The sequence below is a fragment of the Streptomyces sp. MST-110588 genome (assembly GCF_022695595.1).
Lineage (GTDB): Bacteria > Actinomycetota > Actinomycetes > Streptomycetales > Streptomycetaceae > Streptomyces.
On sequence record NZ_CP074380.1, the window covers coordinates 4347181 to 4360063 of the forward strand.

Annotated in this window: 9 protein-coding genes and 2 pseudogenes; all 11 read left to right on the top strand. The window is 70.6% G+C overall.

What is annotated here, in order from left to right; translation table 11 throughout:
* Positions 1-6 precede the first annotated feature (6 nt).
* The 11 genes and pseudogenes from KGS77_RS19110 to nuoL all read left to right on the top strand — a co-directional run bounded on the left by KGS77_RS19110 (position 7) and on the right by nuoL (position 12874).
* Positions 7-560: pseudogene (locus KGS77_RS19110) on the top strand (NADH-quinone oxidoreductase subunit B family protein).
* Positions 557-1339 (top strand): NADH-quinone oxidoreductase subunit C, encoded by a 783-nt coding sequence (locus KGS77_RS19115; protein ID WP_242583528.1) that lies wholly within the window; start codon positions 557-559, stop codon positions 1337-1339. Before KGS77_RS19110 ends, KGS77_RS19115 begins: the two are co-directional and overlap by 4 nt.
* Complete coding sequence (locus tag KGS77_RS19120) at positions 1339-2679, top strand: NADH-quinone oxidoreductase subunit D (protein WP_242583529.1); 1341 nt, start codon at positions 1339-1341, stop codon at positions 2677-2679. The genes KGS77_RS19115 and KGS77_RS19120 overlap by 1 nt, the downstream gene beginning before the upstream one ends.
* Before the next feature lie 26 nt (positions 2680-2705).
* A pseudogene (gene nuoE, locus KGS77_RS19125) lies at positions 2706-3631 on the top strand (NADH-quinone oxidoreductase subunit NuoE).
* Positions 3631-5013 (top strand): NADH-quinone oxidoreductase subunit NuoF, encoded by a 1383-nt coding sequence (nuoF, locus tag KGS77_RS19130; RefSeq protein WP_242583530.1) that lies wholly within the window; start codon positions 3631-3633, stop codon positions 5011-5013. The pseudogene nuoE and the gene nuoF overlap by 1 nt, the downstream one beginning before the upstream one ends.
* Positions 5010-7577 (top strand): NADH-quinone oxidoreductase subunit G, encoded by a 2568-nt coding sequence (locus KGS77_RS19135; protein ID WP_242583531.1) that lies wholly within the window; start codon positions 5010-5012, stop codon positions 7575-7577. The genes nuoF and KGS77_RS19135 overlap by 4 nt, the downstream gene beginning before the upstream one ends.
* A complete protein-coding gene (nuoH, locus tag KGS77_RS19140) occupies positions 7574-8998 on the top strand; it encodes an NADH-quinone oxidoreductase subunit NuoH (protein ID WP_242583532.1) in 1425 nt (474 codons plus the stop codon). The genes KGS77_RS19135 and nuoH overlap by 4 nt, the downstream gene beginning before the upstream one ends.
* On the top strand, positions 8964-9605 hold the full coding sequence (gene nuoI / locus KGS77_RS19145; RefSeq protein ID WP_242583533.1) for an NADH-quinone oxidoreductase subunit NuoI: 642 nt from the start codon (positions 8964-8966) through the stop codon (positions 9603-9605). Before nuoH ends, nuoI begins: the two co-directional genes overlap by 35 nt.
* Before the next feature lie 5 nt (positions 9606-9610).
* The gene (locus KGS77_RS19150; protein ID WP_242587562.1) at positions 9611-10618 is read left to right on the top strand and encodes an NADH-quinone oxidoreductase subunit J; all 1008 of its coding nucleotides are present in this window, start codon (positions 9611-9613) and stop codon (positions 10616-10618) included.
* Positions 10615-10914, top strand: coding sequence for an NADH-quinone oxidoreductase subunit NuoK (nuoK, locus tag KGS77_RS19155; RefSeq protein ID WP_242583534.1), 300 nt, complete (start codon positions 10615-10617; stop codon positions 10912-10914). Before KGS77_RS19150 ends, nuoK begins: the two co-directional genes overlap by 4 nt.
* Positions 10915-10927: 13 nt before the next feature.
* A complete protein-coding gene (nuoL, locus tag KGS77_RS19160; protein ID WP_242583535.1) occupies positions 10928-12874 on the top strand; it encodes an NADH-quinone oxidoreductase subunit L in 1947 nt (648 codons plus the stop codon).
* Positions 12875-12883: the final 9 nt, after the last annotated feature.

Below are 12883 nucleotides of genomic sequence, written 5' to 3' on the forward strand. Positions count from 1 at the left end.
CCACCAATGGGACTTGAAGAGAAGCTGCCGAGCGGCTTTTTGCTGACCACCGTCGAACAGGCCGCGGGCTGGGTGCGCAAGTCGTCGCTCTTCCCCGCGACGTTCGGCCTGGCCTGCTGCGCCATCGAGATGATGACGACCGGTGCCGGACGGTACGACCTGGCCCGCTTCGGCATGGAGGTCTTCCGCGGGTCACCGCGCCAGGCCGATCTGATGATCGTGGCCGGCCGGGTGAGCCAGAAGATGGCCCCCGTACTGCGGCAGGTCTACGACCAGATGCCCAACCCCAAGTGGGTGATCTCCATGGGCGTCTGCGCCTCCTCGGGCGGGATGTTCAACAACTACGCCATCGTCCAGGGCGTCGACCACATCGTCCCGGTCGACATCTACCTGCCGGGCTGCCCGCCCCGGCCCGAGATGCTGATGGACGCCATCCTCAAGCTGCACAAGAAGATCCAGGGCTCCAAGCTCGGGTCAACCAGCGCCAGGCGGCCCGCGAGGCGGAGGAAGCGGCGCTCAAGGCGCTCCCGCTCATCGAGATGAAGGGGCTGCTGCGGTGAGTGAGTCCACAGGCGGAACCGGCCGGGGACGCGGCGCCGATCCGGGTCGCGGCGAGCGGGGCGTCAACCCCGAACAGGACGTCCAGGCCCAGAACCTCCCCGGTCAGCGCGGCGAACACGGCGAGGTCATCGGCGTACGGCGCGGCATGTTCGGTGCCGACCGGGGCGGCGACACCTCCGGCTACGGCGGTCTGCTGCGGACCGTACGGCTGCCCGGCGCGAGCCCGCGCCCGTACGGTGGATGGTTCGACGAGGTCGCCGACGAACTCGAAGGCGCCCTGGAGGAACAGGGCCTGGTGCCCGGCAACGTCATCGACAAGACGGTCGTGGACCGCGGCGAGCTGACCTTCCACATCGAGCGGGAGTACCTGCCGGCGGTCGCCCGTACGCTGCGCGACGACCCGGCGCTGCGCTTCGAGCTGTGCACCGGCGTCAGCGGCGTGCACTTCCCCGGCGACAAGGGCCGCGAGCTGCACGCCGTCTACCACCTGCGCTCCTTGACCCACAACCGGCTGATCCGGCTGGAGGTGAGCGCGCCGGACACCGACCCGCACGTGCCCTCGCTCGTGGAGATCTACCCGGCGAACGACTGGCACGAGCGCGAGACGTACGACTTCTTCGGCCTGGTCTTCGACGGCCACCCGGCCCTCACCCGGATCATGATGCCCGACGACTGGCAGGGCCACCCACAGCGCAAGGACTACCCGCTCGGCGGCGTCCCCGTCGAGTACAAGGGCGCGCGGATCCCGGCTCCCGACCAGCGGAGGTCGTACACCTGATGACCACTTCCACCCCCTCCCCGGCCCCGCACGCCGCCCCCCGCGAGACGACCGAGGGCACGGTCTACACCGTCACCGGCGGCGACTGGGACGAGATCGCGGCAGCCGCGGCCCGCACGGACGACGAGCGGATCGTCGTCAACATGGGTCCCCAGCACCCCTCCACCCACGGTGTGCTGCGGCTCATCCTGGAGATCGACGGCGAGACCGTCACCGAGGCCCGCTGCGGCATCGGCTACCTGCACACCGGGATCGAGAAGAACCTCGAATTCCGTACGTGGACGCAGGGCACCACCTTCGTCACCCGCATGGACTACCTGACGTCCTTCTTCAACGAGACGGCCTACTGCCTCGCGGTGGAGAAGCTCCTGGGGATCACCGAGCACGTCCCGGACCGGGCAACCGTCATCCGCGTGCTGCTCATGGAACTCAACCGGCTCTCCTCTCACCTGGTGTGCATCGCCACCGGCGGCATGGAACTGGGCGCCACCACCATCATGATCTACGGCTTCCGGGATCGTGAACTCATTCTCGACCTGTACGAGCTGATCACCGGGCTGCGGATGAACCACGCCTACATCCGGCCCGGCGGACTCGCCCAGGACCTGCCGCCGGGGGCGGTGGACCAGGTCCGCGCGTTCGTGAAGAAGATGCGCAAGAACCTGCCCGAGTACGACAAGCTCGCCACCGGGAACCCGGTCTTCAAGGGCCGGATGCAGGGCATCGGCTACCTGGACCTGGCCGGCTGCCTGGCCACCGGCGCCACCGGCCCCGTCCTGCGCTCGGCCGGACTGCCGCACGACCTGCGCAAGGTCCAGCCGTACTGCGGGTATGAGACCTACGACTTCGAGGTGCCCACCGCCGACACCTGCGACGCCTACGGCCGCTTCCTGATCCGCCTGGAGGAGATGCGGCAGAGCCTGCGGATCGTCGAACAGTGCCTGGACCGGCTGGAGCCCGGACCGGTGATGGTGGCCGACAAGAAGATCGCCTGGCCCGCCCAACTGGCCCTGGGACCCGACGGCCTGGGCAACTCCCTGGACCACATCAAAAAGATCATGGGTACGTCCATGGAGGCCCTGATCCACCACTTCAAGCTGGTGACGGAGGGCTTCCGGGTCCCGCCGGGACAGGCGTACACGGCCGTGGAGTCGCCCAAGGGCGAACTGGGCGTGCACGCCGTCAGCGACGGCGGTACCCGCCCCTACCGGGTCCACTTCCGCGACCCGTCCTTCACCAACCTGCAAGCCATGGCGGCGATGTGCGAGGGCGGCCAGGTCGCCGACGTCATCGTCGCGGTGGCCTCCATCGACCCCGTGATGGGAGGCGTCGACCGGTGAGTGACGTCACTCCGACGAGCCTGGGCATGCCCCGACTCCCCGCCCCCGACTACCCGCCCGAGGTACGGGCCCGGCTGGAGGCGGACGCCAAGGAGGTGATCGCCCGCTACCCCGGGGCCCGCTCCGCGCTGCTGCCGCTGCTGCACCTCGTACAGGCCGAGGAAGGGCACGTCACACGCACCGGCATCCGCTTCTGCGCCGAGCAGCTCGATCTGACGACGGCCGAGGTCACGGCGGTCTCGACGTTCTACAGCATGTACCGGCGCTCGCCCGGCGGCGACTACCAGGTGGGCGTGTGCACCAACACGCTGTGCGCGGTGATGGGCGGCGACGCGATCTTCGAGACGCTCCAGGAACACCTGGGCGTCGGCAACGGGGGACCACCGAGGACGGCGCGGTCACCCTCGAACACATCGAGTGCAACGCCGCCTGCGACTTCGCGCCGGTGGTGATGGTCAACTGGGAGTTCTTCGACAACCAGACGCCCGAGTCCGCCAAGCAGCTCGTGGACGACCTGCGGGAGGGGCGGACCGTACGGCCCACGCGGGGCGCGCCGCTGTGCACGTACAAGGAGACGGCCCGCATCCTGGCCGGGTTCCCCGACCGGCGGCCGGGCGCGGTCCAGGCCACCGGCGGCGCCGGGCCCGCCTCGCTGGTCGGTCTGCGGCTGGCCCGGGGCGAGGCGCTGCCGGGCCGGGGCACGGACCATGTCGTCTCGCCACGGGGCGGCGGCCATCCGGCGGACGGACGCGCGGCGGACGGGCGGACGGCGGACGGGCGCGGACCGGACGGCCGTGTGCCGGACGGACCGCCCACGGGCCCCGCGGACCCGCCGGGCCACCCGGCCCCGGCCGGCCACACCAGCTCGCACGACGCGCCACAGCGGACCGCGGCCTCCGACCCGGCCCACCCGGCGCCGCCCGCAGGCCCGGCGACCGAGGAGGGGGAGTGATGACGGTGGCAGCCGAGCACGGAGGCGCCCCACAGCCCGGGACCACGGGGGAGGACAGCCCGGAAAAGCTCCTGGCGCCGGTGCTGTCCGCCTTCTGGGACCAGCCCGAATCCTGGACGCTGGAGACCTATCTGCGGCACGAGGGCTACGAGGGCATGCGCAAGGCCCTGGCGATGGCCCCCGACGACGTCATCGCCTACATCAAGGACTCCGGGCTGCGCGGGCGCGGCGGAGCCGGCTTCCCCACCGGGATGAAGTGGCAGTTCATCCCGCAGGGCGACGGCAAACCGCACTACCTCGTCGTCAACGCCGACGAGTCCGAGCCGGGCACCTGCAAGGACATTCCGCTGCTGTTCGCCAATCCGCACTCCCTCATCGAAGGCATCGTGATCGCCTGTCACGCGATCCGCTCCCGCCACGCCTTCATCTACCTGCGCGGCGAAGTCGTCCCCGTGCTGCGGCGGCTGCACGAGGCCGTACGGGAGGCGTACGCGGCGGGCTACCTCGGCAAGGACATCCTGGGCTCCGGGCTCGACCTGGACGTCGTGGTGCACGCGGGCGCGGGCGCGTACATCTGCGGTGAGGAGACCGCGCTGCTGGACTCCCTGGAGGGCCGTCGCGGACAGCCCCGGCTGCGTCCTCCCTTCCCCGCGGTGGCCGGCCTGTACGCCTGCCCCACTGTCGTGAACAACGTCGAGTCCATCGCCTCGGTTCCCGCCATCATGAACAAGGGCAAGGAATGGTTCCGTTCGATGGGCAGCGAGAAGTCCCCCGGCTTCACGCTCTACTCGCTCAGCGGCCATGTCACCAACCCCGGCCAGTACGAGGCCCCCCTGGGCATCACCCTGCGCCAGCTCCTGGACATGAGCGGCGGCATGCGGCCCGGCCACCGGCTGAAGTTCTGGACCCCCGGCGGCTCCTCCACCCCGATGTTCACCGACGCCCATCTGGACGTCCCCCTGGACTACGAGGCCGTGGGCGCGGCCGGCTCCATGCTCGGCACCAAGGCCCTCCAGTGCTTCGACGAGACCACCTGCGTCGTACGGGCGGTGACCCGCTGGACGGAGTTCTACGCGCACGAGTCGTGCGGCAAGTGCACGCCCTGCCGCGAAGGCACGTACTGGCTCGTGCAGTTGCTGCGTGACATCGAGGCCGGCCAGGGCCGCACGGCCGACCTGGACAAGCTGGGCGACATCGCCGACAACATCAACGGCAAGTCCTTCTGCGCGCTGGGCGACGGCGCCGCCTCCCCGATCTTCTCCTCGCTGAAGTACTTCCGCGAGGAGTACGAGCGGCACATCACCGGCAAGGGCTGCCCCTTCGACCCCGCCAAGTCGACCGCCTGGGCCGACAACGACGCTCACCTGGGGGTGAACGCATGACCGTCACCACCAATGCCCCCTCCGGGGGCGGGGAGGCGGCCGTACCGCCGGAAGACCTCGTCACGCTGACCATCGACGGCATCGAGATCAGCGTTCCCAAAGGCACCTTGGTCATCCGCGCCGCCGAACTGCTCGGCATCGAGATCCCGCGCTTTTGCGACCACCCGCTGCTGGACCCGGCGGGCGCCTGCAGGCAGTGCATCGTCGAGGTCGAGGGCCAGCGCAAACCGATGGCGTCGTGCACCATCACCTGCACCGACGGCATGGTCGTCAAATCCCAGCTCACCTCGCCGGTCGCCGAGAAGGCCCAGCGCGGCGTGATGGAGCTGCTGCTGATCAACCACCCACTGGACTGCCCGGTCTGCGACAAGGGCGGCGAGTGCCCGCTGCAGAACCAGGCGATGCAGGTCGGCGACCCCGACACCCGCTTCGAGGGCAGCAAGCGTACGTACGCCAAGCCGGTGCCCATCTCCCCGCAGGTGCTGCTGGACCGCGAGCGGTGCGTCCTGTGCGCACGCTGCACCCGCTTCTCCCAGCAGATCGCCGGCGACCCGATGATCGAACTGGTCGAGCGCGGCGCGCTCCAGCAGGTCGGCACCGGCGAGGGCGACCCGTTCGAGTCCTACTTCTCCGGCAACACCATTCAGATCTGCCCGGTCGGCGCCCTCACCTCCGCCGCCTACCGCTTCCGCTCCCGCCCCTTCGACCTGGTCTCCTCGCCCTCGGTGTGCGAGCACTGCGCGGGCGGCTGCGCGACGCGTACGGACCACCGGCGCGGCAAGGTCATGCGCCGGCTGGCCGCCGAGGACCCCGAGGTCAACGAGGAGTGGATCTGCGACAAGGGGCGCTTCGGCTTCCGCTACGCCCAGCAGCGGGACCGGCTGGAGACGCCGCTGGTGCGCGGCGCGGACGGCGAGCTGGCGGCGGCGAGCTGGCCGGAGGCGCTGGCGGCGGCGGCCCGGGGACTGGCCGCGGCCGGCGGGCGCACGGGCGTCCTGACCGGCGGCCGGCTCACCGTCGAGGACGCCTACGCCTACGCCAAGTTCGCCCGCGTCACCCTGGGCACCAACGACATCGACTTCCGGGCGCGCACACACAGCGCGGAGGAGGCCGACTTCCTGGCGGCCCGGGTCGCCGGGCGCGGGGTGGACCTGGACGGCCAGGGCCCCTCCGGTGGCGCGGTCACCTACACCTCCCTGGAGCAGGCACCGGCCGTACTGCTCGCCGGGATCGAGGCCGAGGAGGAGGCGCCCGGCGTCTTCCTGCGGCTGCGCAAGGCCCACCGCAAGCACGGGCAGCGCACCTTCGGCCTGGCCCCGTACGCCACCCGGGGACTGATCAAGGCCGGTGGCGCCCTGCTGCCGGCCGCGCCCGGTACGGAGACGGAGTGGCTCCAGGCGCTCGCCGACGGCACGGGACTTCAGGGCGAGGGGCGGGCGGCGTCCGAGGCGCTGCGCCGCGAGGGCGCGGTGGTCGTCGTGGGCGAGCGGCTGGCGGCCGTGCCGGGCGCCCTGACCGCGGCCGTACGTGTCGCCGGGGCCACCGGCGCCCGCCTGGTGTGGATCCCGCGGCGGGCGGGCGAGCGGGGCGCCGTCGAGGCCGGGGCCCTGCCCGGACTGCTGCCCGGTGGCCGCCCGGCCACCGACCCGCGGGCCCGCGAGGAGGTCGCCGCCCTGTGGGGCGTCCCCGGACTGCCGCACCGGCACGGCCGGGACACCGGCCAGATCGTGCAGGCCGCGGCCGGCGGCGAGCTGAGCGCGCTGCTGGTGGCGGGCGTGGAGGTCGCGGACCTGCCGGACCCGGCGCGCGCCCTGGAGGCGCTGGACGCGGTGGGCTTCCTGGTGAGCCTGGAACAGCGGCCGTCCCAGGTGACGGAGCGGGCGGACGTGGTCTTCCCGGTAGCCGCGGTCGTCGAGAAGGCCGGCACCTTCCTCAACTGGGAAGGCCGTGCACGGATGTTCGAGGCCGCACTCAAGCCGGACCAGATGACCGGCCGGCACCTGCTGCCCGACGCCCGGGTGCTGCACATGCTCGCCGACGCGCTGGCCGGCGCCGAAGGCGGCCAGGAGCACCAGCGCCTGGCACTGCCGGACGTACGGGCCGTACGGCGTGAACTGGACCGGCTCGGCGCCTGGAGCGGGCCCTACGCCGATGACCCGGCGGTTCCGGCGGCGGCACCGGACGGCCGGCCCCGGCCCAGGCCCGGCGCCGGCGAGGCCGTACTGGCGGGCCACCGGCTCCTGTTGGACCAGGGGAGGCTCCAGGAGGGCGACCAGGCGCTGGCCGGCACGCGGCACGCGGCCGTGGCCCGGATCTCGGCCGTCACCGCCACACAGACCGGCGTCAAGGACGGTGACCTGCTCGCCGTCACCGGACCCGCCGGATCGGTACGCCTCCCCCTGAAGGTCACCGCGATGCCCGACCACGTGGTGTGGCTGCCGCTGAACTCCGCCGGGCACGGCGTCGCCGCCGACACCGGCGCCCGCCCCGGCGACCTCGTCAAGCTATCGCCCGTCCCCGGCGGCCCCGCGGCGCCGGCCCCGGCCAAGGAGGTGGACGCATGACGCAGCACCTCGACCGACTGGCGGGTGCCACCAGCGCGCTGGCCCAAGAAGACCTGTCGATGTTCGGCCACGACCCCTGGTGGCTCGTGGTCATCAAGGCGGTCTTCTGCTTCGCCTTCCTGATGCTGACGGTGCTGTTCTCCATCGTGTGGGAGCGCAAGGTCGTCGCCTGGATGCAGTTGCGCATCGGCCCCAACCGGCACGGCCCCTGGGGGCTGCTCCAGTCCCTGGCGGACGGCGCGAAGCTGATGCTCAAGGAAGACGTGGTGGTCAAGCGGGCGGACAAGGTCGTCTATCTGCTCGCGCCGGTCGTCGCGGCCATCCCGGCGTTCATGGCGATCGCGGTGATCCCCTTCGGGCCGGCCGGCAACGAGATCTCGATCTTCGGGCACCGTACGCCGATGCAGCTCACCGACCTGCCCATCGGCATCCTCTACATCCTGGCCACGGCCTCGGTCGGCATCTACGGCATCGTCCTGGCGGGCTGGTCCTCCGGCTCGACGTACCCGCTGCTGGGCGGCCTGCGGTCGTGCGCGCAGATGATCTCGTACGAGATCGCGATGGGCATGTCCTTCGCGGCGGTCTTCCTCTACTCCGGCTCGATGTCCACCTCGACGATCGTGGAGTCGCAGCAGGGCAAGTGGTACGTGCTGCTGCTGCCGGTGTCCTTCATCATCTACGTCGTCGCGATGGTCGGCGAGACCAACCGCGCGCCGTTCGACATGCCCGAGTCCGAAGGCGACCTGGTCGGCGGCTTCAACACCGAGTACTCCTCGATCAAGTTCGCGATGTTCATGCTCGCCGAGTACGTCAACATGGTCACCGTCTCGTCGGTCGCGGTCACCCTCTTCCTGGGCGGCTGGAAGGCCCCGTACCCGGTCTCCTCCTTCTGGGAGGGCGCCAACCACGGCTGGTGGCCGATGCTGTGGTTCACCATCAAGGTGCAACTGCTGCTGTTCTTCTTCATCTGGCTGCGCGGCACGCTGCCACGGGTGCGCTACGACCAGTTCATGAAGCTGGGGTGGAAGGTCCTCATCCCCGTCTCGCTGGTCTGGCTGATGCTGGTCGCGACCGTACGGGCGCTGCGCAACGAGGGCTACGACTTCCAGCAGATCGTCCTGTACGTGTGCGGCGCGGCCCTCGCCCTGCTGCTGCTCTCCCTGGTCGTGGACTTCTTCCGGCGCGGCGAACGGCAGCCCGAGGCCGTACCGGAGCCGGTGTTCGACCCGATGGCGGGCGGCTTCCCCGTACCGCCGCTGCCCGGACAGACGCTGCCGCCGGTGCCGCGGCGGCGGCAGCGGTGGGGCGTCGACCAAGATCGCGAGCTGATTGTCAGTGGTGGCCCCGACACTGTCCGTGACAGAAGTTCCGGCCGCGACCGGACCGATGGGACCGAGGGAAAGGGGGGCGACGGTGCCTGACTTCCACAACCCGGTGGCCGGCTTCGGCGTGACCTTCAAGGCCATGTTCAAGAAGCGGCTGACCGAGCAGTATCCCGAGCAGAAGAAACCCACGGCGCCGCGCTTCCACGGCCGCCACCAGCTCAACCGCCATCCGGACGGGCTGGAGAAGTGCGTCGGCTGCGAACTGTGCGCCTGGGCCTGCCCGGCGGACGCCATCTACGTCGAGGGCGCGGACAACACCGACGAGGAGCGCTACTCCCCGGGCGAGCGCTACGGCCGCGTCTACCAGATCAACTACCTGCGCTGCATCCTGTGCGGCCTGTGCGTGGAGGCGTGTCCGACCCGCGCGCTGACCATGACCAACGAGTACGAACTCGCCGACCGCAGCCGCGCCTCGCTCATCTACACCAAAGAGGAACTGCTCGCGGGCCTGACGGAGACGATGGTCGACACCCCGCACGCCATCTACCCGGGCATGACCGAGAAGGACTACTACAGCGGCCTGGTGACGGAGGCGGCGCCGGGCACGGTCCGCCAGACCGCCGTATCCAAGGGCGAGCAGCCGCAGGAGGCCGCCGCCACGTACGGGGAGAACGAACCCGCGGCCCGGGAGGTGACCCGGTGACCCCGGTGACGGTTTCCCTCGCCGCGGCCTCGGCGACGTCCTCGGGCGAGGCCGTGCAGTTCTGGATCCTGGGCACGGTCGCCGTCATCGGGGCGCTGTGCACGATCCTGCTCAAGCGGGCGGTGCACAGCGCGCTCTCACTCGCCGGGACCATGATCGTGCTGGCGGTCTTCTACCTCGCCAACGGCGCGTACTTCCTCGGTGTCGTCCAGATCGTGGTCTACACGGGCGCGATCATGATGCTGTTCCTGTTCGTCGTCATGCTCGTCGGCGTCACGGCCGCGGACTCCCTGAAAGAGACACTCAAGGGCCAGCGCTGGCTGGCCGCTCTGTGCGGGCTCGGCTTCGGCATCCTGCTCGTCGCCGGCCTCGGCAACGCCTCCCTGAAGCACTTCGACGGGCTGGGCGAGGCCAACGCGGGCGGCAACGTCCAGGGCCTGGCGGCGCTGATCTTCACCAAGTACGTCTTCGCCTTCGAAGTCACCGGCGCGCTGCTGATCACCGCCGCCGTCGGCGCGATGGTGCTCACCCACCGGGAGCGTACGGAACGGGCCGGCACCCAGCGCGAGCGGTCCCAGGAGCGGGTGCGCTCCGGCGTCCAGGCCGCCTCGCTGCCCGGTGGCGCGGCCGGAGAGCCCAAAGCGGCCGGAAAGGGCGGCTCCGCGTGGCCGCTGCCCACCCCGGCGCCCGCACCGGGCGTCTATGCCCGGCACAACGCGGTGGACATCCCCGGACTGCTTCCCGACGGCACCCCTTCCGATCTGACCGTCAACGCGACGCTGCGGCAGCGCGGCCAGATCCGGGACGTCTCCGGAGAGGCGCTGGCCGACCTGGCGGCGCTGGAACAGCGCTCCGAGGAGTGGCTGGGGCGCACCGCCGACCCGGACGCCTCCGAGGCGTCGCGGGCGTCGTCCGTGGCGGAAGGGACGCGCGGGACGAAGGCAAACAGGGAGAACAAGGAGAACAAGGAGCACAAGGAGAGCAAGGAGATGAAAGGGGCGGCCAGGAAATGAACCCGGTCAACTACCTCTACCTCGCCGCCCTGTTGTTCACCATCGGCGCGGCCGGGGTCCTGATCAGGCGGAACGCCATCGTGGTGTTCATGTGCGTGGAGCTGATGCTCAACGCCTGCAATCTCGCCTTCGTGGTCTTCTCGCGGATGCACGGAAACCTGGACGGCCAGATCATCGCCTTCTTCACGATGGTCGTCGCCGCGGCCGAGGTCGTGGTCGGCCTGGCGATCATCGTGTCCATCTTCCGCACCCGCCATACGGCCTCGGTCGACGACGCCAGTCTGATGAAGCTGTAAGGGGTCGCACAAAGTGGAGAACCTGATCGCGCTGCTCGTCGCGGCCCCGCTGGCCGGTGCGGCCCTGCTGCTGTGCGGCGGCAGACGGCTGGACCGGGCGGGCCACTGGCTCGGCACCCTGTTCGCGGTGGCCTCCTTCGCCGTCGCCGTACCGCTGTTCACCCACATGCTGGGCCGGGCCGCCGAGGACCGTACGCTGCGCCAGCACCTGTTCAGTTGGGTGCCCGTCGGCGGTTTCCGGGCCGACGTCGCCTTCCAGCTCGACCAACTGTCGATGACGTTCGTCCTGCTGATCACCGGCGTCGGATCGCTGATCCACCTCTACTCGGTCGGCTACATGGAGCACGACGAACGGCGCCGCCGCTTCTTCGGCTACCTCAACCTCTTCCTCGCGGCGATGCTGCTGCTCGTCATCGCCGACAACTACCTGCTGCTGTACGTCGGCTGGGAGGGCGTGGGCCTGGCCTCCTACCTCCTGATCGGCTTCTGGCAGCACAAGCCCAGCGCGGCCACCGCCGCCAAGAAAGCGTTCCTGGTCAACCGCGTCGGTGACGTCGGCCTGTCCATCGCGGTCATGCTGATGTTCACCACGTTCGGGACCTTCGCGTTCGGGCCGGTGCTCGGCTCGGCCACCGAGGCCGGCGAGGGCAAGCTCACCGCCATCGGCCTGATGCTGCTGCTGGCCGCCTGCGGCAAGTCGGCGCAGGTGCCGCTCCAGTCCTGGCTGGGCGACGCGATGGAGGGCCCGACCCCGGTGTCGGCCCTGATCCACGCGGCGACGATGGTCACCGCCGGCGTCTACCTGATCACCCGCTCCGGGGCCGTCTTCAACGGCGCGCCGGACGCCCAGACCGCCGTGGTCGTGGTGGGTGCGGTCACCCTGCTGTTCGGTGCGATCGTCGGTTGCGCCAAGGACGACATCAAAAAGGCGCTCGCCGGATCGACGATGTCCCAGATCGGCTACATGATCCTGGCCGCCGGCCTCGGCCCGATCGGTTACGCCTTCGCCATCATGCACCTGGTCACCCACGGCTTCTTCAAGGCCGGGCTCTTCCTCGGCGCCGGCTCGGTGATGCACGGCATGAACGACGAGGTGGACATGCGCCGCTACGGCGGTCTGCGGAAGTACATGCCGGTCACCTTCATCACCTTCGGCCTCGGCTATCTGGCGATCATCGGCTTCCCGGGCCTGTCCGGCTTCTTCTCCAAGGACAAGATCATCGAGGCGGCCTTCGCCAAGGGCGGCACGGAAGGCTGGATCCTGGGCGGCGCCGCCCTGCTGGGCGCCGCGATCACCGCGTTCTACATGACGCGGGTGATGCTGATGACGTTCTTCGGCGAGGAGCGCTGGCGCAAGGCCCCCACCCCCTCGCCCGCGCAGCCCTCCGTGGAACCGGCGGCGCGGACGGGCGGCGAGTACTCCCCGCCGCACCCGCACGAATCCCCCAGGACCATGACCGTACCGATGATCCTGCTGGCCATCGGTTCGGTCTTCGCGGGCGGGGTGTTCAGCATCAACGACGCGTTCGTGACCTGGCTGGAGCCGGTCACCTCCTTCGATCACGGCAACTCCCCGATCGGTGCCGGCGCCGTCACCGGCGCCACGGTCGTGGTGCTGCTCCTGGGCGTCGTGCTCGCCTACCTCCAGTACGGGCGCAAGCCGGTGCCCGCTATCGCCCCGCGCGGCTCGCTGCTCACCCGCGCGGCCCGCCGCGACCTGCTCCAGGACGACTTCAACCACATCGTCCTGGTGCGCGGCGGCGAGCACCTGACCCGCACCCTGGTCTACCTCGACCACTCCCTCGTGGACGGAGCCGTCAACGGCACGGCCGCCTCGGTGGGCGGCCTGTCGGGGCGGCTGCGCAAGGTGCAGAACGGCTTCGCCCGCTCCTACGCGGTGCAGATGTTGGGCGGTGCGGCCGTGCTGATCGCCGCGACCCTGCTGATGAGGGGTGTCTGAGCCATGTCA

Bases quoted from the DNA above. Each gene is read 5' to 3' on its own strand.
- KGS77_RS19120 (WP_242583529.1), top strand. From the start codon at position 1,339: ATGACCACTTCCACCCCCTCCCCGGCCCCGCACGCCGCCCCCCGCGAG.
- nuoF (WP_242583530.1), top strand. From the start codon at position 3,631: ATGACGGTGGCAGCCGAGCACGGAGGCGCCCCACAGCCCGGGACCACG.
- KGS77_RS19135 (WP_242583531.1), top strand. From the start codon at position 5,010: ATGACCGTCACCACCAATGCCCCCTCCGGGGGCGGGGAGGCGGCCGTA.
- nuoH (WP_242583532.1), top strand. From the start codon at position 7,574: ATGACGCAGCACCTCGACCGACTGGCGGGTGCCACCAGCGCGCTGGCC.
- nuoI (WP_242583533.1), top strand. From the start codon at position 8,964: ATGGGACCGAGGGAAAGGGGGGCGACGGTGCCTGACTTCCACAACCCG.
- nuoK (WP_242583534.1), top strand. From the start codon at position 10,615: ATGAACCCGGTCAACTACCTCTACCTCGCCGCCCTGTTGTTCACCATC.